We start from the raw sequence: 25,642 nt of genomic DNA on the forward strand, positions 1-25,642 counted from the left end.
ACGGAAGGGCTTGGGACGGCGGCCGTCCCAGGGCCGACGCTACCTCCGGCGCCGGGCACCCGCCAGGGGGGTGACCGGTGGCTACAGTGATGGCATGCCCATGCATGCACGGACGCGCACGCTCAGGTTCACGGCCGTACTGGCCTTCGTGGTCCTCGGCCTCACCGGTTTCTCGACCGGCCGGCACCACGGCAGCCACCGTGGCGGGGGCGGTGGGGGCGGGTGCAGCAGCTCCCACCAGGACCACGACACGTCGTCCTCGTCCACCTCGGGCGGCGGTTCGTACGGCGACGACATCTACGGCAGCGGCGGCACGAGCACGAGCGGCGGTACCGGCGGGAGCCACTACAACCGGCGCCCGACCCACCGGGCCACCTCCACCCCGTCCGGCGGCAGCGGCAAGCCGCTCAAGGACGGGACGGCGAGGCTGATCAGCTGTGCGACCGAGAAGAAGCCGTATGCGACGGTCGAGATCACGAACCCGAACAACCGCGAGGCCGAGTTCCAGGCCCGGGTCACCTTCTACGACGACGAGGGCACCCAGATCCTCGACAACGCCTCCTACACGGTCACGGTGCCCGCGAAGGGCCGGGCGACCACCCACGTGACGGTCGGCGAACGCCTCCTGCTGAAGGTCGACCACTGCGAGAGCAACCCGAAGGCCGAGGCCAGACCCTGACGCACCCGGTACTCCCTCGGTGAAGTCCGTACGGGCGCTGCGCGCAACGCGAGCGGAGAGGTACTGAAGGGGGAGCCGAGGGGGAGGGAATGACCTGCCCGGCGCCGATAAGTTGCCGTGGGGCCGCCCGCTTCTCCGCCAGTGTCGTGCTTCCGCGAGCCGAGTAAAGGGCGCGTTCCGCGTCGCCTTCGGCGATGGCCCTCCGGGCCACCCTTGACTCGCCTCACTCCAGCACGGGTGAGAAGCGAGCGGACGGCCCGGAAAGGCGGTGGCCCCGACCGGCACCGGGCCCTCGAGTGGGCCTGCAACGCGCCGTCAGCGGGGGCGCGGTCTCGCCTCGCCTGCACGCCGGGTGAGCGAAGCGGCTTGCGGCCCGGTGGGGTGGGCCAAGCGGCTTGCGGTCGGTGGGGTGGTGCGCAGTCTCGCCTCGCGTGCACGCCGGGTGGGATCGGCGGCGAGCGGCTGGCGGGCGGGGGCATGGGGTGTCACGCAGTAGCGCCCCATCAGTCCCACAGATCACACGGGGACGGCTACTGGCGGATTTGAGCCACCCCACCGGCCGGCCCGCCTCCAGACCTGCCCCGCCTCTTGGCCCAAATCCGCCAGTCACCGTCGAAAGGGGCAGGGACGAGGCTCCCGGGGACTCTCCGGGACGGCCGCAAGCCGCTTGTCCGACCCGGCGTGCCTGCGAGGTGAGACCGCGCCCGCCCCACTGGGCCGGGAGCCGCCGACCCACCCGGCGTGCCTGCGAGGCGAGACCGCGCACCCCCACCGGCCGCAAGCCGCTTGTCCGACCCGGCGTGCCTGCGAGGTGAGACCGCGTCCCCGCTGACGGCATGCTGCCGGCCCCCCCGAGGGCCCGGTGCCGGTCTGGGCCACCGCCTTTCCGGGCCGCTCGCTCGCTTCTTGCCCGGGCTGGAGCGGGTCGGGTCAAGGGTGGGCGGAGGCCCATCGCCGAAGGCGACGCGCAGCGCCCTTGAGGCGGGCCGCGGAAGCACGACACTGGCCGAGAAGCGAGCGGCCAAGCGGTCACGTGGAATCGCCGGTGAGAGAAGCCAGCGTGGCCCGGATCTCCGCGACCATGTAGGCAGGCCGCCGGAAAACGTCCTCGGCGGTGAAGCGGAGGAGGCCGCGGATCTCGGGGCAGCGGAGGAGCTGGTTGTAGCGGGCGATGTCCCTGCGGTGGGCTTCACGGGTGCCGTGGTAGGCGTACCCTTCGATCTCCACCCCCAGCCCTGCCGCCCGGAAGAGGAAGTCGACGATGCGGCGACTGCCGTCCGGGGTGCGTAGCTCGGCTTGGCTCTCGGGGCGCAGACCGGCGTCGTACATGCGCAGTCGGGCCACGGTCTCGGCGGGGGAGCCGGCGAGCGGATCGGTCAGCCTCAGCCAGTTCCGGGCCTGGGCCGAGCCGTGCGAGGCCGTCTCCAGCGCGGCGGCGATCTCGTCCCTCCGGACCAGTGGCGCGCGTCGGACCCGTCCGACCCTGCGGTACGTCAGGGCCGAGTCCACGGCGACGACCGCCTCGTCCCTGGGGCCGCGTCGGAGGAGGTCGGCGAGCGTGCGGGTGGGGATGGTGAGCCGTAGCCCCTGCCTTTCCGCCACGTCACTTCTGCCGAGCGGCATCCGGTGCACGCGCACGCCGCTGCCGAGGCGGTGGATGCTGAGGTGAGGGTCGATGAAGTCCAGCGGTGCCTCGCGGTTACCGCCGAGCAGCTCGATCCGCCAGAGGGCAGCCGCTGAACCGTGGCTCACGACGAACCGGGGTACGCGAAGCTGGACGGCTCGGAGGTGAGTGAGCAGGTCCGGGTCGCGCCCCGGCTCGGCCCAGGCGCCGTGGCGGAGTTGCGTCCAACCCTCCGCCCGCAGCGCGCGCGTCAGGCTGCGCCTGGGCCAGCCGGCCTCTACGGCGCGTGAGGTGAGGAGGACGCCTCTGTCCGCCAGCGCCCTCAAGTCCGTTCGCTCCACAAGCGCAAGATCGCAGAATCCGTGAACTGCCGCTTGCCCTGTGGACAACGGGCCAGGGCCAGTCCTTCAGAAGTCGAGGAAGGTGCGCGGACAGGGACGGCGCCGGGGAGTCCGTGGGCGACTTCCACGGTGACCTCGATGGTGGGACACGACGAGGGGCCGAGCTTTCGCCCGGCCCCTCGGAGACGTGCTGCCGTGTCACGCCATGTGGCTGTCCTGCGGGGTGACGACTGTGGCCTGGCTGTTGTCCAAGGTTGTGGCCACCGTGACTCTGTTCCTCGGCGGCACCGAGCTCCTGAGGCTGGAGTTGTTCGATCGGCTCGAACAGTTCCCGCCGAGAACGGCTTGGATCTTGTGCCGAACACACCTCGGCCGCGGCGGCTCCCCTCCCGCGCCGCCGCGGCCGATCCCCGTCGGGATGTAGGTCGTTACTTGCCGTCGAGGTCCAGCGCGGGCGGCACCGGTGCGTGGCTGTCGAGCGTGGTGACGGATTCCTCGCCCGGCGTAGGTGCGTGACTGTCGTCCGTGGTGGCCGGCTTGTCCGCGATGGGCGGAGCAGGCGCGTGGCTGTCCAGCGTCGTGATGTCCTCTTCGGTGGTCTTGGCTTCGCTCATGGCTGGGACCTCCCCTGGGGGTTCGTGCAACTGAGATGGGAACGCTCGCCCGGCAACTCCCCCGTGTGCCGCCGAGCGAGCGTTCTGGGGCCGTTCACCTTATCTGTGAGGCCCGTTCCGATCCGTCTGCCCCCCGACGCGACGGGTCGATGCGATGAGGATGGCAGGGCGTCATAAACGTTCGATGAACGCCTTCGGCCGCCAGGTCAGGCTGCCGCGACGGGATGGAGCAGGCGGTGTACTTCCCTGGCCTCGTCCGCTTCCGAGGCCTCGTGGATGTTGAGCGCCTCGCGCCAACAGGCGCGAGCACGGTCCACCTGCCCAAGGGCATCGAGGGATTTGCCCAGGAGCGTCAGCACATTGGCGCGCATCCAGTCCCCGCCGATACACCCGGTACTGAGCGCCTGCTCTGCGTGCAGGGCCGCCTGGGTTGCCCTGCGTGCGGAGAGGTGAACCTGGGCGATGCGAAAGTGGGTAGTGCCTTCCCAGAGGCGCTGTCGGTTGTCGACGAAGATGCGTAGTGCTTCGGTGAGTTGCTCCAACGCCTCGGCGTCGCGACCCGTATGGCTCAGGGCGATACCCAAGGCGTATCTCGCGTTCGCGAGCCTTACCGTCAGCCCCAACTCGTCGTAGATGGCGATGCCCTGCTGGACGAGTTCGATGCCTGCTGATGCGCGGCCCATGGAGACGAGTACGCGAGAGAGGTTGCAAAGGGCGCTGGCCTCACCCGGCCTGTTGTCGTCCTCGCGGAAGGCGTGGATGGCTTTGAGGAGATGTGCTTCACCGGCCGCGTGGTCATTTCTGCAGATGGCGATGATGCCCAGCTCGTTCGGCGCGTTCGCGCACGTCCACGGGTCGCCTGCTGTCCTGCCCAGTTCGATGGCCTGTGCGGCTTGGACTGCTGCTTCGTCGAACTGACCGGATTTGATGAGGACTTGGGTGAGTGTGACACGGGCCCGCCCGGCTGCGAGGGCATCACCCAGAGCGTCAGCGGCGTTTCGGACCGCCCGGGTGGCTGTTTCGTAGACGAGTGAGCTGGCACCAGATTCCGCCAGGTCCTTCGCAGCCAGTAGAAGGTCAACTCCTCGTCGGAGATTCTCCTGTGCGAGGGACTGTTGCACACAGGCGAGTATGCAGGCAGCCTCGGTGTGCAGCCAATCCAATGCCTTCCCGTCGTCACTGAACGTCTGACCGGCCTGCTCAGTGACCTCAAGATGCTCCACGGTCCGGTCCCCCGGCCGCTCGGTCGCATAGACCCGCGCCGCCGTAGCCAGATAGAAGTCCAGCAACCGGGACATGGCCGCCTCCCGCTCGCTGGGCGGCCACTCGTCCCTCTCCGCGCAGGACCGTGCGTACAGCCGGACCAGGTCGTGGAACCGGTAGCGCCCAGGTGCCGCCGATTCCAGCAGCGACGTGTCCACCAGGGACTCCAGCAGGTCCTCCGTGTCCTCCGCGGGCAGGTCCAGGACCGCTGCCGCGGCTGCCAAGGAGATGTCCGGGCCGTCCGCCAGGCCCAGGAGGCGGAAGGCCCTCGCCTGGGCCGGTTCCAGCTGGCCGTAGCCCAGCTCGAAGGTCGCCTTGACCGCCAGATCCCCGGCCTGCAGTTCGTCCAGGCGGCGCCGCTCGTCCGCCAGCTTCGCCGCCAGCACCGACACCGTCCAGGTGCGGCGGGCCGCCAGGCGGGAGGCGGCGATGCGGATCGCCAGGGGGAGGAAGCCGCAGGCGGCGACCACGTCCAGGGCGGCCTCGCGTTCCGCCGCCACCCGCTCCTCGCCCACGATCTTCGTGAAGAGGGAGAGGGCCTCGTCGGGGGACAGCACGTCCAGGTCGACCAGGTGGGCCCCGGCGAGGTCCAGCATCCGGACGCGGGAGGTCACCAGGGCGGCGCAGCCCTCCGTGCCGGGGAGCAGGGGCCGTACCTGGGCCGCGTCCTTCGCGTTGTCCAGCAGGACCAGGACCCGGCGGCCGTCCAGGACCGAGCGGTACAGCGCCGAGCGTTCCTCCAGGGAGTCGGGGATCGCCGTGTCCGGTGTGCCCAGCGCCCGCAGGAACGAACCCAGCACCGTCTCCGGTTCCGCCGGGCGGGGGCCCGCGCCCTGCAGGTCCACGTAGAGCTGGCCGTCGGGGAAGGCGGGCCGTGCCCGGTGGGCCACGTGGACCGCCAGGGTCGTCTTGCCGACGCCGCCGATGCCGGCCAGCGCCGAGACCGCCATCACCCGGCCCTCGGCCTCGGACGCCGAGGACAGCACCTCGCTCAGCTCGCTCACGACGGTGGCGCGGCCGGTGAAGTCGGGGACGGAGGCGGGTAGCTGGGCCGGGCGGACGGGGGCCGCGGCCGGTTCGGCCGCGGGAGCGGAGGGCTCGGCGAGCGCCGGGTCGGCCTGGAGGATGCGCTGCTGCAACTCCCGCAGGCCCGGCCGCGGGTCCACGCCCAGTTCCTCGGCCAGCAGGCGGCGCGTGTCGGCGTAGACGGCGAGTGCCTCGGCCTGGCGGCCGCTGCGGTACAGGGCGAGCATCAGCAGCTCGCGGAGGCGTTCACGCAGGGGGTGTGCCGCTGTCAGGGCCGTCAGTTCGGAGACGGCCTCCGCGTGGCAGCCCTGGTCCAGGTCCATGTCCAGGCGGGATTCCAGCAGGCCCAGGCGCCACTCCTCCAGCCTGGCCCGCTGTGCCTCGGCGTACGGGCCGGGTACGCCGGCCAGGGGTTCGCCGTCCCACAGGGCCAGGGCGCGGTTCAGGACCTCACGGGCGTGGCACAGGTCCCCGGCCGCGCGCGCCTTCTCCGCCTCGGCCGACAGTTCCTGGGCGACCGCCAGGTCCAGGGCGCTCTCGCCCGGTGAACGCACCGCGTAGCCGCCGGACTCGCTCACCAGGACGCCGGGGTCGAGGATCTTGCGGAGCCGGGAGGCGTAGGTGCGCAGCGCCGCCAGCGCCTGGGACGGCGGCTCGGCGCCCCACAGCGCGTCGATCAGTTCCGCCGCCGTGGCCGTACGGCCCTCCCGCAGCAGCAGGGCGGCCAGCAGGGCGCGCTGCTGGGGGGATCCCGTGTTCAGCGCGACCTGGCCGCGCCAGGCCCGCACCGGACCGAGCACGCTGAAGCGCAGCGCCTCCGACTCAGCGTCGGCGCCGGTCCCGGCCATGGTCACGGAGCCGGAACGCCGCTGCTCAGGCACTCGCGGCACACCGTCCATGGGTTCGTCCCCCTCGGCATCACGAACAACCCCGTCAGTTTGCCTTGTTCGGGGCGGTTGCGTCAGCCGTGGGAGACGCCGATCACAGGGCGGCGTGCGTCGGTGCACAAGGTCCTCACACCCTCTTCGCATCCGGTGCCGGTCACACCGTAGATGACGGTTCGTCAAAGAGGGGCTTCCGTACGCGTTGTGGAGCACTCGCCTCGTGTTGGCCGGGCTGAGCATCGGCGCCCCGGTACGCCTGGTGCGGCGGCCCCGGCTCAGTCCGTCAGGTCCACCCGTACCGTCAGCAGGTCCGTGCCGAACGCCCGTACCGCCGCGCTGTTGAAGCGGGGCAGGGCGCGCAGCCGGGCCACGGCGTCGTCGTCGGGGAGGAGGTGGGCGGTGCCGTGGTGCCAGCGGCCGGCGATACGGACGCGGACCCTGGGGTCGGCCTGGATGTTGCGCACGTACTGCGACCGGTGGCCGAACTCCGAGACGAGCCAGAACGAGTCCCCGACCCGGCGCCCGCCCACCGGTGTCCGCCGGGGCTCACCGGAGGTGCGGCCGGTGGTCTCGAGGAGGGTCTGGAAGGGCAGGCGCCGGTTGAGCGGATTGGCCAGGTGCCGCTGGAAGCGGGTCACGATGCGGTGCTTGCGGTCGGCCCGGTCTGACATGTCTCTGACTCCCTGCTCCCGCCGGGCACGGACGGCGCCCCGCGTGGAGGCTGTGTCGGGCCCGTGCGGGGCGTGTGTGACGGAAACGTGCGTACGACTGCCTCGTGTTAGCCTCCCCCGCGGTCATGATCCGACGCAACGGGGGAGCGCGATGGGGGCGTCTTCGGACGGCTACACGGTCAGGTCCGGCATGTCCGGGCCGGCGAAGGAACTGGACGGCGCGGGCGACGACGCGGGACACATCCGCGAGGCGATCTGCCCCGCCCGGTGCTACACGCAGGACGCGCTGGGCGGCTCGGAGTCGGCGGCGGCGTTCAACGCCTTCGCCTCGGCCTGGGAGGCGGACGCGACCACGCTGCAGTCGGCGCTGCACGAACTGGCGGGCAAGGTCCGCCTCGCCAAGGGCGCGTACGGCGGCAGCGACCACGCCGTCGGGACCCGGGCCGCGTCCGTGTCCGTCGGTGGGAACGGCCTCACCACGATGCCGACGCCCGCCGAGAACGGCGTCTCCACGATGCCGGCGTACGCCGACCGCCCGTCGGCCCTGTCGACCTACTGAGGACGGGCCGATGACGGGATTCCTCGGTCCGCTGAACTCCCCCGCCGCGCGCCGCTCCTGGCTGGCCGGCCTGTGCGAGAGCATTCCCAAGGCCGGGAGCAAGAACGATCTGCTGGACCAGATCGACGGCGCGCTCTTCGTGTCCGCGCCGGACGGTGACACGGCGACGCTCGAATCGCTGAGCAAGCGCTACCGCGGCCAGGTCGACAAGGCCGGAGATCTGCACGACCGCGTGAACAAGGTGGCCCGCAAGGGACTGCCGGAGGTCTGGGTCGGCGACACCAGCGTCCTCGCCTCCGATGCGGTGGGCGCCGCCGCCCGGGCCGCGACGAAGATGGCCGAGGCGTTCCAGGGCGGCGCGAAGGCGCTGCTCACGCTGGCCGACGCGCTCGGGCACGCGCAGCGGCAGGATGCCGACGGCCGCGCCAAGATGGAGCAGGCGAAGCAGCGGCTCGGCGGCGAGGACGGCTTCTTCGACCGCATGGTGGAGACCGACGAGGAGAAGGCGGACCTCGCGGCGGCCCGGACCGTCGCCGCCGCCGGGGTCGACCTGATGCACAAGGCCGCCGTCGCCGCGGACGACGCCGTCCGTGCCGCGGCCCGGGACCTGAACAAGTGGGCGGCCGAGGCGCGCGCCGGGAAGATGCACACGGACGACCTGTCCGCGGTCGACCGGCTGATGCTCGCCGACACCAGCGGGGCGGCCGGCGCGGCCGACTACAACGAGATCCTCACCGCCAACGACCTGGAGCGCTCGGGCCGGGCCATGGAGAAGCTCTCGCCGGCCGACCGGGCCCGGATGGAGCGGCTCCTGGCGGATGCGTCGTCCCCGCAGGAGAAGGCGTACCTCATGAAGGCCCTCGCCGCGGGCCACGACGTCCACGACATCGAGACGTTCGGCGGGAAGATCCACGGCAAGGACCCGGCCTGGCTGCAGCAGCACCTGACGCCGATCGTCACCCGGGGGGACAGCCTCGAGGACGAGGGGACGGATCCCGGCAGCGGCGCCAACGTCAACACCGACCTGCAGAGCTTCCGCTCCCAGCAGTGGGCCCAGGGCGGCGACGGCAGCGAGGGCACCTGTGTCGCCTCGTCCACGGTCACCGCCCGCGCCATGGTCGACCCCGTCTACGCCCTCTCGCTCACCGGCGGACCCAGCGGGCAGGAGAACGACCCGGCCGCCTTCCGGCGGCGCCTGGTGGACGAACAGCACCGGGTGCACCAGGAGGGCGGCGGCGGCGCCAACTGGAACGGCATGGGTCTGGAGGGAAAGACCGAGGTCGTCAACAAGGAGATCAGCCCGGAGACCGGAAGCTCGTACGAGCTGCGCGAGGTCCGGGACGCGGACGCGCGGCGCAACGTCCTGCCGGACATCGAGAAGGCGGTCGCGGAGGGCAGACCGGTGCCCATCGGCGTCGAGGGCTACGACGACAAGGGCGAGCGGTCCGGCCACGCCATGATGATCGTCGGCCAGGAGGGCGACAAGCTGCAGATCTACAACCCGTGGGGCCAGACCACATGGGTCAGCGAGGACGACTTCGTCAACGGCGGCATGGCGAAGGCCAGCAACAACGGACTGCCCGGCGCGTACGCCGTGCACCTGCCCCAGGACTGAGAACAATGCGACCGACCATGACCTCACGGGCACCGCTCCTCGGCCCGGCCGCCCTCGCCTGCCTGCTCGCCCTCACCGGCTGCGGCGCGGAGAGCGGGACCGGTACACCCGGCGTGACCGCCACGTCCGGTGGGACGGCCACGTCCCGTGGGACCGCCACTCCCGGTGGGACCGCCGGCGCCGAGTACGGCACCGGGAGCCGGGACATCACCGTCGAGCCGGGCAAGCGGTTCTCCCTCACCGTCCCCGCCGCCCCGACGCTGGGCCAGGACTGGTACCTCACCGACCCGAAGCCGGACACGGCCGTGCTGGAGTACCGGGGCAAGCGGAAGAACAACGACGGCAGCGACGCCGACGGCAGCACCGGCGGCACCCAGTCCTTCGACTTCACCGCCCTGGCGAAGGGCAAGGCCACCGTGCGGCTGCTGTACTGCCCCCTGTACACGTGCACCGGCCCCGGCCCCGGCGACCGCTCCACCCTGTCCCCCACCCCCGACGGCACGGCGTCCCCGTCCCCGTACCCCACCGCGACCGGCACCCCCGACGCGCACGCCGCCTTCTACGTCTTCACGATCACCGTCCGCTGACCCGGACCGGAATCGAGGCCCTCATGCCCCCTGCCCCCGACAGCCGCACCGACGACGAGGTCCTGGCCGCCACCGACGTCACCCTGCTGCTCCGCTACGGCCTGACCCAGGACTCGTTCCGCACCGCCCTGTTCGGTGACGGTGCCGTCGCGGCCGCGGTCACCCTCGACCGGCTCGGGGTGCTGCCGCGCTCGCTGGTGTTCGTCGCCGAGATCGTCCGGGCCGGCGGGCTGGCGTACGCCGCCCAGCTGCCCGAGCCGCTGCCCTCCCCGGAGCCGGCGGCCGTGCTGCGCGACTGGCTGAGCGGCGCCGCCCAGACCGCCGCCACACCGGAGGCCGAGACCTGGGCGGCCCGCTGGCTGGACGCCGTGGCCGAGATCATCGCCCTGCGCCGCGCCACCCGCGAAGAGACTTCCTAGGCAGCCCGCCCGGTACGACCGACCACCTCACCGGCCCAGGAACACCGGGTTGGTGAAGGCCGCCATCGCCCCCGGCACCGGCCCGGCCGCCGTCTCGTGCCGCAGCTCGGCGCGCACGTACGCCGCGCGGGCCGCCGTCGTACGCCACTCCACCGTGCCCGCGCCCGACACCGGCAGCGGATCGCCGGTGAACGCCACGCCCTGGTCGGTGACGAAGCGGACCGAGCAGCGCGGGGCGCCCGAGACCCCCAGGCGGACGGTCAGCGGAGTGTCGGCGGGGACCGCCAACCGTTCGCCGATGCCCGCCTGTTCACCGCCGTCGGCGGTCACGGTGAAGGCCAGGGAGACGGTGCTCGACTCGGCCACGTAGGAGCGGCCGGCCCGGAGGCCGTCCAGGATCGCCTCCCGGGTCAGATCGTCGGCCAGGACGACCGTCTGGGGATGGCCGACCACGTCCGGGGCGCGATGGGCGTCGCTGTCGCCCATCGCCGCAAGCCACGCCCTGTCCTCGCGTACCGAGGCGACGAGCAGTCCGTCCCAGGCGGCCAGGGTCACTTCGTCGTCGGGCGTCCACAGGCCGTTCCACACCTCGACCGCGTCCGCCTCGGCGAACCCGAACTTCCAGGCGCAGCCGACGCAGCCGGCGTGCGGATGGGCCGGTACGACCAGACCGCCGGCGCGGCGGATCTCCCGGGCGAAGTGGGCCCAGCGGTGGTCCCGGGCCCGGTACCGCCAGTCGACGAAGGTGCCCGGCTCGATCCCGAGGGCCAGTACGTGACCGTTCCTGGTGGTGACCTCCTCGCCGAGCAGCACCAGCAGGTCCTCGCCCGCCGCGTCGGCCCAATGGGCGTGCGAGGACGTGGTGTTGTGGTCGGAGCTGTTGATGAAGTCGAGTCCGGCGGCGCGTGCGAGCGCGGCGATCTCGGCCGGGGTGCGGCGGCCGTCGGAGTGCCAGGAGTGCAGATGGCAGTCGCCCCGGTACCAGTCCCGGCCCCGGCCGGTGGCGCGCGCGGGCGGATACACCGGCACCGGTGTCTTCCCGGCCTGCCCCTCGGTCAGGGTGACCGTCACCTCGTACGACAGCCCCTGCGGCGCCACCGTGTAGGGGCCGAGGGCGATGTGCCAGGTGCCGGGGTGCAGCGGTCCGGGGAGGTAGCCGGGCGTCGCCTCGTCCGCCCGCACGAAGAACTCCGCCCGGGCACCCCCCGACCAGCCCCGGAACCCCCGCCCGCCCAGTTCGATCCCCCGCTCGTCGAAGAGTCCGACGTCCAGCGCGTTGCCGGGGGTGCCGGGCGGGACGGACGGCCTGTCGTAGGTGTAGGCGACTGTCAACCCGGTGGTGCCGGGCGGCACTTCGAAGGGCAGGTACACATAGTCCGGTGAGCCCGGTGGGAGGGTGCCGCGCAACGTCGTCACACCTCCACGGTAGGCGCCCCTCAGCGGCTGGGGAACTGCGCGGCCGGCCAGGGACGAGCCTCCGCACGAACCGCATGCCACCGACCAGTCGGTATGGACAGTTCGCGCCGCACCCGGTACAGATGCCCCATGCGCCTCGCCGTCACGATCTTCCTCACCGACGAGACAGTCACCCCCACCCGCCTCGCCCGCGAACTCGAGCAGCGCGGCTACGCCGGCCTCTACCTGCCCGAGCACACCCACATCCCCGTCGAGCGGGCCACCCCGTACCCGGCCGGCGGTGACCTGCCGCGCGAGTACGGCCGTACCCTCGACCCCTTCGTCGCGCTCGGCCAGGCCGCGGCCGTCACCGAGCGCCTCGGCCTCGGCACCGGGATCACCCTGCCGGCCCAGCACGACCCGATCGCCCTCGCCAAGCAGATCGCCACCCTCGACCACCTGTCCGGCGGGCGCTTCACCTTCGGCCTCGGCTTCGGCTGGAACGTGGAGGAGGCCGACGACCACGGGGTGGAGTGGCGCACCCGGCGGGAGCTGGTCCGGGACCGGGTGCGGCTCATGCAGGCGCTGTGGTCCGGGGAACCGGCCGCCTACGCGGGGGAGTTCGGGAGCGTGCGGGCCAGCCACGCGTACCCGAAGCCGGTGCGGAAGCCGCGCGGGCCGGTGGTCGGCCCCCGCACGCTGGTCGGCGGGACCGCCGGGCCCAAGCTGTTCGCGCACATCGCCGAGTACGCCGACGGCTGGCTGCCGATCGGCGGCCGGGGCCTGACCGAGTCGCTCCCCGTGCTGCGCTCGGTGTGGGCGGACGCGGGCCGTGACCCCGCCGGTCTCCAGGTGGTCCCGTACGCGGTCCGGCCCACCCCGGGCAAGCTCGCCCACTACGCCGAGCTGGGCATCGAGGAGGTCGTCCTCCAGCTGCCGCCGGCCCGGGAGGCGGAGGTGCTGCGGGTGCTGGACGCTTACGCGGTGTTCCTGTAGCCGGAGGACCGGCGCGCCCCTCGGGGCCCCCGACCTCGCTGAACCGGTGGATCCCGAACGTATGCTCAAGGAATGACGACTTCCGCGACCACCGGAACCGGGCCGACCGACAACTCCATGCGTCGCGCCCTCAAACGTGCCCGGGACGGCGTCGCCCTCGACGTCGGCGAGGCGGCGGTGCTGCTCCAGGCCCGCGGTGAGGCTCTCACCGACCTCGCCGCGTCCGCCGCCCGGGTGCGGGACGCGGGCCTGGAGGCGGCCGGCAGGCCCGGCGTCATCACCTACTCGAAGAGCGTGTTCATCCCGCTCACCCGGCTGTGCCGGGACAAGTGCCACTACTGCACGTTCGTCACCGTCCCCGGCAAGCTGCGCCGGGCGGGGCACGGGATGTTCATGTCCCCGGACGAGGTGCTCGACATCGCCCGCAAGGGCGCCGCCCTCGGCTGCAAGGAAGCGCTGATCACCCTCGGTGACAAGCCCGAGGACCGTTGGCCGGAGGCGCGGGAGTGGCTGGACGCGCACGGCTACGACGACACCATCGCCTACGTCCGCGCCGTCTCCATCCGCATCCTGGAGGAGACGGGCCTGCTGCCCCACCTCAACCCGGGCGTCATGTCCTGGACGGACTTCCAGCGGCTGAAGCCCGTCGCCCCGTCCATGGGCATGATGCTGGAGACGACCGCGACCCGGCTCTGGTCCGAGCCCGGCGGCCCGCACCACGGCTCCCCGGACAAGGAACCCGCCGTGCGCCTGCGGGTGTTGGAGGACGCGGGCCGCTCCTCCGTGCCCTTCACCTCCGGCCTGCTCATCGGCATCGGCGAGACGTACGAGGAGCGCGCGGAGTCCCTCTTCGCCCTCCGCAAGGTCTCCCGCGCCTACCACGGCATCCAGGAACTGATCATCCAGAACTTCCGCGCCAAGCCGGACACGGCGATGCGCGGCATGCCGGACGCCGAACTGGACGACCTGGTCGCCACGGTGGCCGTGGCCCGGCACATCATGGGCCCCGCGGCGTGCCTGCAGGCGCCGCCCAACCTGGTCGACAGCGAGTACGAGCGGCTGATCGGCGCCGGCATCGACGACTGGGGCGGGGTCTCGCCGCTGACCATCGACCACGTCAACCCCGAGCGTCCCTGGCCGCAGATCGAGGAGCTGGCGGCGAAGTCGGCGGCAGCGGGCTTCGCACTGCGCGAACGCCTCTGCGTCTACCCGGAGTTCGTCCGTCGCGGCGAGCCCTGGCTGGACCCCCGGCTGCGTCCGCACGTCAGCGCGCTGGCCGACCCGGAGACGGGCCTGGCCCGCGCCGAGGCGCTCCCGGTGGGCCTGCCGTGGCAGGAGCCGGATGAGGCCTTCGTGCCGACGGGCCGTACGGACCTGCACCGCACCATCGACACCGAGGGCCGCACCGCCGACCGCCGCGACGACTTCGACGAGGTGTACGGCGACTGGGAGGCCCTGCGCGAGGCGGCCGCCCCCGGCATGGCGCCGGAGCGCATCGACACGGACGTACGGCAGGCCCTGCGCACCGCGGCCGACGATCCGACGAAGCTGTCGGACGCCGAGGCCCTGGCCCTCCTGCACGCGGACGGCCCGGCGCTGGACGCCCTGTGCGCGGTCGCCGACGACGTGCGCAGGTCGGCCGTCGGCGAGGACGTCACCTACATCGTCACCCGCAACATCAACTTCACCAACGTCTGCTACACCGGCTGCCGCTTCTGCGCCTTCGCCCAGCGCCGCACGGACGCCGACGCCTACACCCTCTCGCTTGAGCAGGTGGCGGACCGCGCCCAGCAGGCCTGGGACGTGGGCGCGGTCGAGGTCTGCATGCAGGGCGGCATCCACCCCGACCTGCCGGGCACGGCGTACTTCGACATCGCGAAGGCGGTCAAGAAGCGCGTCCCCGGCATGCACGTCCACGCCTTCTCACCGATGGAGGTGGTGAACGGCGCGACCAGGACCGGCCTGTCGATCCGCGAATGGCTGACCGCGGCGAAGGAAGCCGGCCTGGACTCCGTCCCCGGTACGGCGGCGGAGATCCTGGACGACGAGGTCCGCTGGGTGCTGACCAAGGGCAAGCTGCCCACGGCCACCTGGATCGAGGTGATCAGGACGGCCCACGAGCTGGGCATCCGCTCCTCCTCGACGATGATGTACGGCCATGTGGACCAGCCCCGCCACTGGCTCGGCCACCTGCGCACGCTCGCCGGGATCCAGCGCGAGACGGGCGGCTTCACGGAGTTCGTCACGCTCCCGTTCATCCACACGAACGCGCCGGTGTACCTGGCGGGGATCGCCCGCCCGGGCCCGACGACGAGGGACAACCGCGCGGTCACGGCGATGGCCCGGCTCCTGCTGCACCCCTGGATCCCGAACATCCAGACGAGCTGGGTCAAACTGGGCACGGAGGGGGCGGCGGAGATGCTTCGCTCCGGCGCGAACGACCTCGGTGGAACGCTGATGGAGGAGACGATCTCCCGTATGGCGGGCTCCTCCTACGGCTCGTACAAGTCGATCCGTGACCTGGTCGCGGTGGCCGAAGCGGCCGGCCGCCCGGCGCGGCCGCGCACCACGCTCTACGGCGAGGTCCCCGAGGAGCGGCAGCGGGCGGCCGCGGCGTCCGACGGGCACCTGCCGGATCTGCTACCGGTCCTGGACTGAGTACGATGATCCGACCCCCGATCCCGTCCGGGGCCCCGTAGCGGAGGAGATGCGTACCCGTGGCTGCCCGACTGCCCTCGTGGGCCTGGGTCACCGGTCTGACAGCGGGAGCGACCGCCGCCGTGATCGCCCTCGCCGTCCAGGCGGACCACGGGTCGCAACCCACGGCCGCGACCGCCAGGCCCAGCGCCTCGGCGTCGGCGGGCGCGCACGCGTCGGCGACACCGAAGCCGCCGGCGGCCCCCGTGCTGCCGGAGGAGTCCGGGACGGGCCGCCGGATCGTCTACTCGATCGGTGCGAAGCGGGTCTGGCTGGTCGACGCGACCGGCAGGCCGACCCGCACGTTCACGGCCTGGCCGGGCACGGTGAGTCCGCAGCCGGGCAGCTACTCGATCACCCTGCGGCGCCAGTCCTTCAAGGGTTCGGACGGCGTCGAGATCGAGCACATCATGTACTTCACCGTGGTGCAGGGCGTGGACATAGCCTTCTCCAACGCCCTCGACGGCACCTCGCCGCCGCCCGCGAACGGCAAGAAGCTGGGCGGCATCCGCCTCCACAAGGAGGACGGAGCCGCACTGTGGTCCTTCGGGGATCAGGGCACCAAGGTGGCGGTGGTCGACTAGGCGTCGCGCCGCTCGCCGCCCGGCAACTGGTTGACGATCAGGGCGACCCCGCTGAGCAGGAACACCCGGGTGGCCGCGTCCAGCCCGTTCCACGTCTTCGACTGCCACATGGCGAACCACTCACCGCCGATCGCGATGAACCCGGCACCGAAGAGCAGCAACAGCATCAGCAGCCCGTAGGTGGACCACCGCCGGGCACGGTCGTGGTCGTGGTCCCGCCGCGCCCAGAGCCAGGTCCCCCAGATCAGTACGAGCGCCGCCACCGTCTCCCACACGATGATCAGGACGTAGGCGGTGTCCTGCAGGCCGGTGCTCGTGACGGCCCGCCACATCAGGTCGTCGTCCTCGAACGTCGTGTCCATCGCCAGTACGTGCCGTACGAACTGCTGGTTCGTCCCGAAGTCGGTGATGTTCCCGAGGGCGACCAGGGCTATGTACAGGGCGAGTATGCCGGTGAGCACACCGGCGGCGAGCCGGAGGCCGGTGTGGCGGGTGGGGGTGGTGGTCATGGCTGGATTCTCCCCGACGAACGCCGCCTCCTCCCACGCGCATTGAGCCAGAATGCTCGGTACGGCCGGCCTCGCCCCGGCCCCCGGTCTCAGTGCCCCACCGCATCCCCCGTCACCACCGGCCGGACCTTCGTCAGCATCAACTGCAGGAACTGGTCGGGTTCGCGGAACGAAGCGAAGTGGCTCGCACCGGTGATGAGGGCGAAGTCCTTCACCGGGGCCGTGACGTCCTCGTAGAAGCGGTGGGCCGGTTCCGGCGGGGTGAGGACGTCGCTGTCGCCCTGGAAGAGGAAGAAGGGGAGGCGGAAGGCGGTGCCCTCGGCCCGTTCGTCGATCGTCGTCGCCTGCGGGCCCAGCTGCTCGGAGAAGGTCATGCCCTTCAGGTACGCGCGCAGGTCGCGCAGGGTGTGCAGGGGGGAGAACCACAGGGAGCGGATGACGACCGTCTTCATCGTGTCGTAGGTCAGCGGGTCGGTCGTGACCACGGTCTTCGCGTACTGCGACCACGCGTGCGCCGACCACGCGGAACGGTCCGGCCCCAGCGCGGCCACCTTCGCCCGCTCCTTCCTCTTGCCGGCCTTCTCCAGCCGGGCGAGCAGCGCCTCGTAGGAGGTGGTGTCCCGGCCGCCGTCGATGATGTTCTGGTCCGTGCCGACGTAAGCCGAGTACAGCTCGGGGTGGTCGCGGGCCAGGCGGAGGCCGGTGACCGTGCCGAAGCTGTTGGCGACCAGGAGGAGCTGGGCGACGCCGAGGCGGCTGCGGAGGTGGGCCGTCACCTCCAGGGCGTCCTCGTGGAGGCGGTCGAGGGTCATCTCGCCCTGGCCCGCCGGGCCGCCCGCCGCAAAGGTCCGGCCGGCGCCGCGCATGTCCCAGCGGACGATCGTGAAGTGCCGCTCCCAGGCACGGGTGCGCGGGGCGAAGACGAGGTTGGAGGCGCCGGGGCCGCCGTGGATCTCCAGGATCACGGGGTTCGCCAGGTCCTCGCCGCGGATCGAGATCCACTGGTCGATGCCGCCGATGCGGACGTACCCGGACTCGTCGATGCCGTGCGGGGTGGTGATGCGCAGCTTCTCGGCGTGGGCGCGGCGTTTGAGCGCCCGGTAGGTGAGCAGCATGGGTCCCCCTAAACTGTTTATGCCGTCATCAGTTGTGTTTACGGTATATACAGTTGTTGGGCGGAGTCAACGGGCTGCGCCGGAGCGGAGTGGAGGGGCCCCATGGCAGGACGTGGCAAGGAGCAGGACGGGAGCCGTGATCCACGGGCGAGCCTCGCGCTGCTGTGGGGCGAGCAGGAGCAGCCCACCCGTGGGCCCAAGCCGAAGCTGAGCCCGCAGCGCATCGCCGCGGCCGCCGCCGAACTGGCCGACGCGGAGGGGCTGGACGCCGTGTCCATGAACAAGGTCGCCGGCGGCTTCGGCGTCTCCGCCATGGCGCTGTACCGGTACGTCCCCGGCAAGACCGAACTCGTCGAGCTGATGGTGGAGTCCGTGCTGGCCGAGGGCCCGGACCTGTCCGGAGTGCCGGACGGCGACTGGCGCGCGGCCGTGCGGGAGTGGACGCGGCAGTGCGCGCGGGTCTACGCCGCCCACCCGTGGCTGCTCGGCGCCACCGCCATGCGCCGGCAGATCATGGGTCCGTGTCAGCTGCGCTGGCTGGACGCGGCCCTCGCCGCACTGGAACCCACCGGTCTCGGCGGTGCCGGGCGCCACCGGGTCTTCCTGCTGTTGATCGGACTCGTCCGCAACCTCGCCCAGCAGCACAGCGACCACGAGGAGGAGCGGGAGGAGGAGTGGAACCGGCTCGCCGGTGAACTGCTCGCCCGGCACGCCGACCGCTTCCCCGCCCTCACCAAGGCCGTCGCCGAGGGCGCCTTCGAGCCGGACGGCACCGATCCGCTCGAGTTCGGGCTCGACCGGATCCTGGACGGAGTCGAAGCGCTCGTCGCCGGTCACGAGCGACGCGGAAGTACTGGGCGGGAATGACCCGTCAGGGCTGGTTTGCCCCAGTGAACGGACCGTTCGCGGTCGATTACAGTGCCTAGCGTCGTACGGACGGTCGGTGCCGTGGGAGGTCTGGTGGGTGCGACATCCGGCGCCGTCTGGGGCCGTGCCGAACAGCAGGATTTCCGCAGCAGGGTGCGCGGCGCCCTGCTCGGCTCCGCCGTGGGCGACGCGCTGGGCGGCCCGGCGGACGCACTGTCCCTGGAGGAGATCCGGGCGGCCTACGGCCCCGAGGGGCTGCTCGACCTCGCCTTCGGGCACGGGCGGCGGGGCACGGTCACCCACCACACCCAGCTGACCCTGTTCACCGTGGACGGGCTGATACGTGCCCAGGTGCGCCGCGACACCGGAGCCTGGCATCCGCCGACCGATGTGCACCGGGCGTATCTGCGCTGGGCGGCCACCCAACGGGACTGGGGGCCGGACGAACGCCGCAAGGACGACGGCTGGCTGGCGCGCGAGGAGTGGCTGTACGCACGCCGCGAGCCGACCCGCGCGCTGCTCCTCGGCCTCGGCGACGAGACCATGGGCACGCTGGAGCAGCCGAAGAACCCCGGGGAACTGGGACCGGAGGCCGTCGCCCGCTCGGCGCCCTTCGGGCTGCTGGTCGGCTGGGAGCCGCAGCTCGTCGTGCAGCTGGCGGTGGAGTGCGCCGCCCAGACCCACGGTCACCCCCTCGCCTACCTGTCGGCGGGTGCGTACGCCGTCATCGTGCACGCGCTGGCTCGCGGGGAGAGCCTGGACGGTGCCGTGCAGCGGGCCCTCGCGCTGCTCGCCGCCCGCCCCGGCCACCAGCCCGTCTCCGACGCCCTCCAGCACGCCCTGGGCGCGGTGCGGCAGGGAATGCCGTCGCCGACGCGGGTGGAGGAGCTGGCGGGTGACGGTACGGCGGACGGTCTGCTGGCGGCCTCCGTGTACTGCGCGCTGGTGGGGGAGGACGTACGGCACGGGCTGTGCCTGGCCGTCAACCAGAGCGGCCCCTCGGCCGCGGCGGGCGCCCTCACCGGCGGCCTCCTCGGCGCCCTGCACGGCGAGACGGCCCTTCCGCCCGCCTGGCTGGCCGAACTGGAGGGCCGCCCGACGATGCTGGAACTGGCCGACGACTTCGCGATGGAGATGACCCAGGGCCCCGCGTTGCACGGACCGGCGGGCTCGTCCCCGGGGTGGCTGGCCCGGTACCCGAGGGCCTGACGCGACCGGGGGCGGGACGCGGCTCAGCGGCGCCCCGCCCCGGCTCTCAGGCCCGCACGCTCAAGTTGTTGATCAACTGGCGGATTACAGGGCCTGGTTGGGCGCCCCCACGATGTCGTCGCCCGCCGCGGCCGGTACCGGGACCGCCGCCCCTGCCTCCCCGTCCGTGTTGACGCGCTCGATGATGGCCAGCCGCTCCGGCGTGTCCTCCGGCCTCAGGTAGCCGATGAGGATGTACAGGACCAGGGAGACCGCGAGCGGCACCGAGACCTGGTACTGGAGCGGGACGCCACCGTCGACGTTCCAGTTGATGGGGTAGTTGACCAGCCAGAAGGCCAGCAGACCCGCCGCCCAGCTGGTGAGCGCCGCCGTCGGTCCGGAGCGGCGGAACGGGCGGAGCAGGCCGAGCATCATCGGGATCGCGATCGGGCCCATCAGACCGGCCACCCACTTGATGACGACCGTGATGATGTCCTTGAACGCGGGGGAGTTGACCTGGGTCGCGACCGCCATCGACAGGCCGAGGAAGACGACCGTGGTCACCCGGGCCGCGATCAGTCCCGAGCGCTCGCCCCACGCCCGCGCCCGCGCCGACAGCACCGGCGCCACGTCACGCGTGAACACCGCCGCGATCGCGTTGGCGTCGGAGGAGCACATGGCCATGGTGTGCGAGAAGAAGCCGACGATGACCAGGCCCAACAGGCCGTGCGGAAGCAGCTGTTCGGTCATCAGAGCGTAGGAGTCCGAGCCGTCCGGCTTCTGCGCGTGGACCAGGAGCGGTGACATCCACATCGGGAAGAAGAGGACCACCGGCCAGACCAGCCACAAGGCCGCCGACAGCCGGGCCGAGCGCTCGGCCTGGTACGGGCTGCTCGTCGCCATGTAGCGCTGGGCCTGGTTGAGCATGCCGCCGTTGTACTCGAAGAGCTTGATGAAGAGGAAGGCGAGGAGGAACACCGTGCCGTAAGGGCCGACCAGCGGCTTGCCGTGGCCGTGCAGCGCGGGCTCGTCCCAGGCGCCGAAGAAGCCGATGTTCTTGTCGCTGAGCTTCACCACGACCGCGACGAACATCGAGATGCCGGCCAGCAACTGGATGACGAACTGGCCGAGTTCGGTCAGCGCGTCCGCCCACAGACCGCCGATCGTGCAGTAGACGGCGGTGATCGCGCCGGTGATGAGGATGCCCTGGTTCAGCGAGACGCCGGTGAACACCGACAACAGGGTGGCGATCGCCGCCCACTTGGCGCCCACGTCCACGATCTTCAGCAGCATGCCGGACCAGGCGAGCGCCTGCTGGGTGTGGAGGTTGTAGCGGTTCTTCAGGTACTCCAGCGGGGAGGCCACATGGAGCCGGGAGCGCAGTCGGTTGATGCGCGGCGCGAACAGCTTCGAGCCGATGGCGATGCCGAGCGCGATGGGGAAGGACCAGGTGATGAAGGAGGTGACGCCGTAGGTGTAGGCGATTCCCGCGTACCCCGTGAACATCACCGCGCTGTAGCCCGACATGTGGTGCGAGATGCCGGAGAGCCACCAGGGCATCTTGCCCCCGGCCGTGAAGAAGTCGGAGACATTGTCCACGCGCTTGTGCGACCAGACGCCGATCGCGACCATCACACCGAAGTAGCCGATGAGCACGGCCCAGTCGAGACCGTTCATGTGTCCCCTTCCAGGGTTCGCAGCCAAGGTCAGGCATGTGAACTCTGGTTTCGAACATGGACACAGGGCAAGGAAGCGGTAAGTCAAGAGCGGGTAAAATTGTTCGTCGTAGTGACCTGTGTTCACATGAATGAACGGTCGCAAGCGGCTTCAAGGCCTCGGGTCAGGACTTTGCGCACGTCACCCGGGCGTGCGCCGCTGTGGACTGCTGTCGCCCGCGCCCCCTCCGAGGCGAGAAACGCCGCCACGTTCCGGGGCACGGACACGTACGTGACCGAGCCGTGGCTGACCGTCTAGGGCGAGCGGGTGGGAGAGCTCACTTCAGCTCGTCGGGGCACGGAGTACCGCGCGGCAACTGGTACGGCGCGGCCAGCCGGTACGTCCCGGCCCTCGGCGCGAGCAACACCGTCCACTTGTCCCCGTTCGCGTCCTCCGAGGTCTCCATCAGACACCCGTTGACGTTGTCGTACGACTTCGGCGTCCCGGCAGCCCGGTGCTTCGAGGCCTCGGTCTCCTGCGGAGCCTTCAGGCTCTTGCCGTGCTCGTCGACCACGCTCAGCCACGGCGAGTACGGGATCCGGATCAGGATCCGCCCGGCCTTGCTCACCTCGAGGGTCATCTCGCCCTGCTCGGCACGGTCCACCACAGCGTTGGGCTCGGCGAGCGGCGCCGGATCGGTCACCTTGAACAGCTGCCAGTTCGCGTCGCCCCAGACCTGCGTCAGATACGGCATCCCGCGCTGCAGCAGCTGCCGCTCACGCTGGCCGCCGTCCCCGTCCAGGTTGTCCTTGGGCAGCACCACGTAGTGCACGGCCCAGCGCTGGAGCCACTCGTGGTAGTTCGCCGAGTTGAGCGTGTCGTCGTAGAAGAGCGGGTTGCGCTCCATGTCGGCCTGCCGGTTCCAGCCGCGCGCCAGGTTGACGTACGGCGCGAGCGCGGAGGCCTCCCGGTGCGAGCGCGCCGGGACCACCTCGACGCGGCCCTTCTCGGCGCCGACCTTCTGCAGCTCGTTGACCAGCGGGGCGAGCTCCCGGGCCCAGGACGCGGCCGGGGTGGTGTGCATGATGTCGTCCACCGACTTGAAGCCGATCCAGCCGACGAAGCCGAGGAACGCCAGCACGGTCAGATACCACTTGCGCGACTTCGGCACCGTGTACGGCAGCGCCGCGATCAGCGTCGCACCCGCGAACAGCATCGGCAGCCGCGAGATGTTCGACCCGATCTGCGAGCTGATCAGCCACACCAGGACGACCCCGACGCTGTAGACGGCGGCCGTCAGCCGGACGGTCACCCACTCCTTGGGCACCAGGAACAGGCACAGCAGGCCGTACAGCAGCGGCAGTACCACCGAGCCGAACCCCATCGGCTGGGTGCCTGAGAACGGGAACAGCCAGGCCGACACGGCGACCACGGCCGACGGCGCGAGGCCCAGCGCCCAGGCGCCCGGCCGCCGCTTCTGCAGGAACAGCGCGGCCGCGACCAGGCCCACGAACAGCCCGGCGACCGGCGACGCCATCGTGGCGAGCGCGGCCAGCGGAGCGGCGACCAGGGCCTTCGCCCAGCGTTTGTGCCGCCACCGGTACGGCCAGCAGAAGACGGCCGCGACCGCGCCGAGCGCGAACATCGTGCCGAGCCCGAACGTCACCCGCCCGGAGATCGCGTTGGCCAGGAACGCGAGGACACCGGCGAGCGAGGCCCACAGCGGGTTCTTCACCGCCCGGCTGCGGATCAGGACCAGCGTCAGCAGGCCCGCCGACACCGTCCCGGCGATCATCATCGTCGTACGGACGCCGAGGACCGACATCAGATACGGCGACACCACGCTGTACGACACCGGGTGCATGCCCCCGTACCAGGCGAGGTTGTACGCCGAGTCGGGGTGCCGGCCGACGAACTCCGCCCAGGCGTCCTGCGCCGCGAGATCGCCACCACTGTTCGCGAACGTGAAGAACCAGATGATGTGCAGCACGCCCGAGAGCGCGGTGAAGGACAGCACGGGGTGCAGCAGGAACCGCTGCCTAAGGGGTTCCAGGGCGGCGAGAAGACGCGCGAGTCCGCCGGTGCGGTGTGCCGCGTCACGGTCGCCACGGTCGTCGTGCTGACCGTGCGTACTGTCCTTGACGTCCGTGTCCGTCGTGGACAGGCGTATTCGCGGGCCGGATCCCGGGCCCGGATCGGCGTCGTCGGCGCGTGTCGGCTCCGCTGTGGCCACCTCAGGCACTCCCCGTGTCCCGTCTTCTGTTCTCGGCCGCGTCCCTCGGTGTTACCGGCCGCTTCTCGTCCAGTTCCCGGCCGTGTCCCGTGACCGGCGAGCTGCCCCGTTTCGTGACGCTAGCACGCACCCCGCCACGGGGCTCCCGGGTGGGGCTCCGTCGACGGGGTGCGCGGGCGGGACGAGGCGGTGGGATCAGCCCAGCCGGGTCAGCTTGGCACCGAAACCGGGCTCGGCCAGATCCTCCCGCAGGGCCACCGGAACCTTCACCGCACCGGGCGAACCGTCACCCACGGTGAGCGTGCCCACCTTGGTACCGGCCTTCGCGGTGTGCGGCACCGGGTCGGAGGCGAAGGACAGCTTCACCTTCAGACCGGACCAGCCGACGGCGGAGACGTCCTTGGTGAGCACGACCGGGGTCCGGCCGCCGAGCCGGTCGTCCACGTAGCCGACCACGTCGCCCTTCTTCAGGATCTTCGACGAGGTCAGCGCGGACTGGGCGGCGAGCAGCGCGGTCTCGCTGACCGCGTTCGCCGTGCCGAGGATCGGCGTCTTGTGCTGGCCGAGGATCGCGCCGACGATCGTGACCGTCTGCCCGCCGACCTGCTTGCGGGAGGCGAAGAGCAGGTTGCCGCCCGCCGCGGTGGTGGTGCCGGTCTTGATGCCGATCGCGCCGATGCGGTACGGCAGCGCGTTGAAGTTGGGCCAGTTCTGCCCGGAGGGGTCCGTCCAGCTGGCCGCGCTGGTGATGGCGACCAGGGCCGGGACCTTGACGACCGCGCGGCCGAGCTTCACCTGGTCCTCGGCCGTGGAGACGGTCGTCTCCTTCAGGCCCGAGGGATCGGTGTACGTCGTGCCGGTCATCCCCAGTTCCTTGGCGGTGGCGTTCATCTTCTTGACGAACGCCGCCTCCGAGCCCGCGTCCCAGCGCGCGAGCAGCCGCGCGATGTTGTTGGCGGAAGGGATCATGACGGCCGACAGGGCCTGCTTCTCGGTGAGGTGGTCACCGGCCTTGACGGTGTTGAGCGTGGACTCGCCGCCCTTGTCGTAGCCGCCCTCCTTCTCCGCCGTCGGGTCGACCTTGATCTTCGGGCCCTCCTGCCCCGGCTTCAGCGGGTGCTCCCTGAGGATGATGTACGCGGTCATGGTCTTGGCGACCGAGCCGATGGCCACGGGCGTCTGCTTGCCGAAGCGGCCCATCGTGCCGACGCCGTCCACGTCCACCCAGCCCTGGCCCTCGCCCGGCCACGGCAGCCGCAGCTTGCCGCCGTCGAACGTGTAGCTGTCCTCGGCGGTGAGCGCGAGGGTGGGGGACGGCAGCGGGCGGAGGGCCTGGACGACCGCGAAGACGATCGCCAGGAGCAGGACCAGGGGGGTCCAGATCTTGACCCGGCGCATGAGGGTGCGGACCGGGGTCACCGGGGGCGGCGGCGTGTTCGTCAGCTCCGCCAGCAGGTCCAGCGGGGGCTTGGGCGGGAGGGGCTGCTGGGTGGTGCGCTCGGGGCCGACCTGGGGGACGGGGGTGGTGGCGTCGGGCTGGGGCCTCACGGCCGGTCGCAGGTCGTTCTTCAGCGCGACGAATGTGCTGGTGCGTTCGCTGTCGGACTCGGGGGCCTTCGGGGGCTTCGGGGTGCCGTCCAGCTTGAGCATGGTCGTCGGCTGGTCGACCTCGGGCTTCTTCGGGCGTACGGCCTTGAAGACGGTGGTCGGCTGGTCGACGTGCGCGGTTGCCTCCGGCTTCGTCGCCGGTGCCGCCTCGGCTTCGCCTTCGGCGTCCGTGTTCCCACCGGCACCACCCGCGCGGCTCTCGTCGTCGGCGGCGGGTGCCCCCTGCGGGGCGCCCTCGCCGTCGGCGGCCTCCGACCCGCCACCGGCTCCCTCGGCCTCGGCTTCGCCGGCGTCCCCCTGAACGCCGCCCTCGTCCGCGCCGGCCTCGGCATCCACCTCGGCCTCCGAGCCCGACCCCGGCTTCATGTCGACGTCAGCCTTCGCGTCGGCGTCAGCGTTGGCGCCGGCATCGGCCTTCGCGTCGGGGTCAGCCTTCGCGCCCGCGTCGGGGTCAGCCTTCGTGCCCGCGGCATCCTTCGCGTCCGACTTGGGCTTCGCCCCCGAGTCGGCCT

At 71.7% G+C, this 25,642-nt stretch carries 20 protein-coding genes; 10 read left to right on the forward strand and 10 right to left on the reverse strand.

Features of this window, described 5'->3' with window-relative positions:
• Positions 1–94: 94 nt before the first annotated feature.
• On the forward strand, positions 95–679 hold the full coding sequence (locus ACGFRF_RS12090; protein WP_393738793.1) for a hypothetical protein: 585 nt from the start codon (positions 95–97) through the stop codon (positions 677–679).
• A 1,029-nt stretch (positions 680–1,708) separates the two neighbouring features.
• On the opposite strand, the gene ACGFRF_RS12095 is transcribed toward ACGFRF_RS12090, so the two are convergent.
• The 4 genes from ACGFRF_RS12095 to ACGFRF_RS12110 all read right to left on the reverse strand — a co-directional run bounded on the left by ACGFRF_RS12095 (position 1,709) and on the right by ACGFRF_RS12110 (position 7,102).
• On the reverse strand, positions 1,709–2,431 hold the full coding sequence (locus ACGFRF_RS12095; protein WP_393738795.1) for an endonuclease domain-containing protein: 723 nt from the start codon (positions 2,429–2,431) through the stop codon (positions 1,709–1,711).
• 641 nt (positions 2,432–3,072) lie between these two features.
• Positions 3,073–3,258 (reverse strand): sigma-like protein, encoded by a 186-nt coding sequence (locus tag ACGFRF_RS12100; RefSeq protein WP_393738797.1) that lies wholly within the window; start codon positions 3,256–3,258, stop codon positions 3,073–3,075.
• 206 nt (positions 3,259–3,464) lie between these two features.
• The gene (locus ACGFRF_RS12105) at positions 3,465–6,446 is read right to left on the reverse strand and encodes a BTAD domain-containing putative transcriptional regulator (RefSeq protein WP_393738798.1); all 2,982 of its coding nucleotides are present in this window, start codon (positions 6,444–6,446) and stop codon (positions 3,465–3,467) included.
• Positions 6,447–6,706: 260 nt separating this feature from the next.
• Positions 6,707–7,102: a nitroreductase family deazaflavin-dependent oxidoreductase gene (locus ACGFRF_RS12110; protein WP_393738800.1), complete on the reverse strand. Its 396-nt coding sequence runs from the start codon at positions 7,100–7,102 to the stop codon at positions 6,707–6,709.
• A gap of 151 nt (positions 7,103–7,253) precedes the next feature.
• On the opposite strand from ACGFRF_RS12110, the gene ACGFRF_RS12115 reads away from it, so the two are divergent.
• From ACGFRF_RS12115 to ACGFRF_RS12130, 4 genes are read left to right on the forward strand one after another with little or no spacing between them, the layout of a single operon-like run.
• Positions 7,254–7,661 (forward strand): hypothetical protein, encoded by a 408-nt coding sequence (locus ACGFRF_RS12115; RefSeq protein WP_393738801.1) that lies wholly within the window; start codon positions 7,254–7,256, stop codon positions 7,659–7,661.
• A 10-nt stretch (positions 7,662–7,671) separates the two neighbouring features.
• Positions 7,672–9,276 carry a peptidoglycan-binding protein gene (locus ACGFRF_RS12120; RefSeq protein ID WP_393738802.1) on the forward strand — a complete coding sequence of 535 codons (1,605 nt, stop codon included), beginning with the start codon at positions 7,672–7,674 and terminating at the stop codon, positions 9,274–9,276.
• Between the two features lie 17 nt (positions 9,277–9,293).
• The gene (locus ACGFRF_RS12125) at positions 9,294–9,863 is read left to right on the forward strand and encodes a protease inhibitor I42 family protein (protein ID WP_393738804.1); all 570 of its coding nucleotides are present in this window, start codon (positions 9,294–9,296) and stop codon (positions 9,861–9,863) included.
• Positions 9,864–9,886: 23 nt separating this feature from the next.
• The gene (locus ACGFRF_RS12130; protein WP_393738806.1) at positions 9,887–10,282 is read left to right on the forward strand and encodes a hypothetical protein; all 396 of its coding nucleotides are present in this window, start codon (positions 9,887–9,889) and stop codon (positions 10,280–10,282) included.
• A gap of 27 nt (positions 10,283–10,309) precedes the next feature.
• Here the strand turns inward: ACGFRF_RS12130 and ACGFRF_RS12135 are convergent, their stop codons facing one another.
• Positions 10,310–11,698 carry a CehA/McbA family metallohydrolase gene (locus tag ACGFRF_RS12135; protein ID WP_393738808.1) on the reverse strand — a complete coding sequence of 463 codons (1,389 nt, stop codon included), beginning with the start codon at positions 11,696–11,698 and terminating at the stop codon, positions 10,310–10,312.
• A gap of 129 nt (positions 11,699–11,827) precedes the next feature.
• On the opposite strand from ACGFRF_RS12135, the gene ACGFRF_RS12140 reads away from it, so the two are divergent.
• The 3 genes from ACGFRF_RS12140 (at position 11,828) to ACGFRF_RS12150 (ending at position 15,954) form a co-directional block, all read left to right on the forward strand.
• A complete protein-coding gene (locus tag ACGFRF_RS12140; RefSeq protein WP_393738810.1) occupies positions 11,828–12,673 on the forward strand; it encodes an LLM class F420-dependent oxidoreductase in 846 nt (281 codons plus the stop codon).
• A 72-nt stretch (positions 12,674–12,745) separates the two neighbouring features.
• Entirely contained in the window at positions 12,746–15,331 is a 2,586-nt protein-coding gene (locus tag ACGFRF_RS12145) for a bifunctional FO biosynthesis protein CofGH (RefSeq protein WP_393738812.1), read from the forward strand.
• Between the two features lie 59 nt (positions 15,332–15,390).
• Positions 15,391–15,954, forward strand: coding sequence for a hypothetical protein (locus ACGFRF_RS12150; protein ID WP_393738814.1), 564 nt, complete (start codon positions 15,391–15,393; stop codon positions 15,952–15,954).
• Here the strand turns inward: ACGFRF_RS12150 and ACGFRF_RS12155 are convergent.
• Together ACGFRF_RS12155 and ACGFRF_RS12160 are read right to left on the reverse strand one after the other, a co-directional pair.
• A complete protein-coding gene (locus ACGFRF_RS12155; RefSeq protein WP_393738816.1) occupies positions 15,951–16,463 on the reverse strand; it encodes a DUF2165 domain-containing protein in 513 nt (170 codons plus the stop codon). The two genes, ACGFRF_RS12150 and ACGFRF_RS12155, sit on opposite strands and share 4 nt — an antisense overlap.
• Before the next feature lie 89 nt (positions 16,464–16,552).
• Complete coding sequence (locus tag ACGFRF_RS12160; RefSeq protein ID WP_393738818.1) at positions 16,553–17,578, reverse strand: alpha/beta fold hydrolase; 1,026 nt, start codon at positions 17,576–17,578, stop codon at positions 16,553–16,555.
• Between the two features lie 102 nt (positions 17,579–17,680).
• On the opposite strand from ACGFRF_RS12160, the gene ACGFRF_RS12165 reads away from it, so the two are divergent.
• Both ACGFRF_RS12165 and ACGFRF_RS12170 read left to right on the forward strand, forming a co-directional pair.
• A complete protein-coding gene (locus tag ACGFRF_RS12165; protein WP_393738820.1) occupies positions 17,681–18,445 on the forward strand; it encodes a TetR/AcrR family transcriptional regulator in 765 nt (254 codons plus the stop codon).
• Positions 18,446–18,538: 93 nt separating this feature from the next.
• A complete protein-coding gene (locus ACGFRF_RS12170) occupies positions 18,539–19,654 on the forward strand; it encodes an ADP-ribosylglycohydrolase family protein (protein ID WP_393738822.1) in 1,116 nt (371 codons plus the stop codon).
• Positions 19,655–19,738: 84 nt separating this feature from the next.
• On the opposite strand, the gene ACGFRF_RS12175 is transcribed toward ACGFRF_RS12170, so the two are convergent.
• The 3 genes from ACGFRF_RS12175 to ACGFRF_RS12185 form a co-directional block, all read right to left on the reverse strand.
• Positions 19,739–21,310, reverse strand: coding sequence for a sodium:solute symporter family protein (locus ACGFRF_RS12175; RefSeq protein WP_393738824.1), 1,572 nt, complete (start codon positions 21,308–21,310; stop codon positions 19,739–19,741).
• 316 nt (positions 21,311–21,626) lie between these two features.
• Positions 21,627–23,522 (reverse strand): MFS transporter, encoded by a 1,896-nt coding sequence (locus tag ACGFRF_RS12180; RefSeq protein WP_393738826.1) that lies wholly within the window; start codon positions 23,520–23,522, stop codon positions 21,627–21,629.
• Between the two features lie 195 nt (positions 23,523–23,717).
• Positions 23,718–25,642 (reverse strand): D-alanyl-D-alanine carboxypeptidase (locus ACGFRF_RS12185; RefSeq protein WP_393738828.1); only part of this gene is annotated, 1,925 nt, incomplete at its 5' end.

This window comes from Streptomyces sp. NPDC048521, from assembly GCF_043199855.1.
Lineage (GTDB): Bacteria > Actinomycetota > Actinomycetes > Streptomycetales > Streptomycetaceae > Streptomyces.

Excerpts from the sequence above, each read along its gene's own strand:
- ACGFRF_RS12090 (WP_393738793.1), top strand. The coding sequence starts at position 95 with ATGCCCATGCATGCACGGACGCGCACGCTCAGGTTCACGGCCGTACTG.
- ACGFRF_RS12100 (WP_393738797.1), bottom strand. The coding sequence starts at position 3,258 with ATGAGCGAAGCCAAGACCACCGAAGAGGACATCACGACGCTGGACAGC.
- ACGFRF_RS12105 (WP_393738798.1), bottom strand. The coding sequence starts at position 6,446 with ATGGACGGTGTGCCGCGAGTGCCTGAGCAGCGGCGTTCCGGCTCCGTG.
- ACGFRF_RS12110 (WP_393738800.1), bottom strand. The coding sequence starts at position 7,102 with ATGTCAGACCGGGCCGACCGCAAGCACCGCATCGTGACCCGCTTCCAG.
- ACGFRF_RS12115 (WP_393738801.1), top strand. The coding sequence starts at position 7,254 with ATGGGGGCGTCTTCGGACGGCTACACGGTCAGGTCCGGCATGTCCGGG.
- ACGFRF_RS12120 (WP_393738802.1), top strand. The coding sequence starts at position 7,672 with ATGACGGGATTCCTCGGTCCGCTGAACTCCCCCGCCGCGCGCCGCTCC.
- ACGFRF_RS12125 (WP_393738804.1), top strand. The coding sequence starts at position 9,294 with ATGACCTCACGGGCACCGCTCCTCGGCCCGGCCGCCCTCGCCTGCCTG.
- ACGFRF_RS12130 (WP_393738806.1), top strand. The coding sequence starts at position 9,887 with ATGCCCCCTGCCCCCGACAGCCGCACCGACGACGAGGTCCTGGCCGCC.
- ACGFRF_RS12140 (WP_393738810.1), top strand. The coding sequence starts at position 11,828 with ATGCGCCTCGCCGTCACGATCTTCCTCACCGACGAGACAGTCACCCCC.
- ACGFRF_RS12145 (WP_393738812.1), top strand. The coding sequence starts at position 12,746 with ATGACGACTTCCGCGACCACCGGAACCGGGCCGACCGACAACTCCATG.
- ACGFRF_RS12155 (WP_393738816.1), bottom strand. The coding sequence starts at position 16,463 with ATGACCACCACCCCCACCCGCCACACCGGCCTCCGGCTCGCCGCCGGT.
- ACGFRF_RS12160 (WP_393738818.1), bottom strand. The coding sequence starts at position 17,578 with ATGCTGCTCACCTACCGGGCGCTCAAACGCCGCGCCCACGCCGAGAAG.
- ACGFRF_RS12165 (WP_393738820.1), top strand. The coding sequence starts at position 17,681 with ATGGCAGGACGTGGCAAGGAGCAGGACGGGAGCCGTGATCCACGGGCG.
- ACGFRF_RS12175 (WP_393738824.1), bottom strand. The coding sequence starts at position 21,310 with ATGAACGGTCTCGACTGGGCCGTGCTCATCGGCTACTTCGGTGTGATG.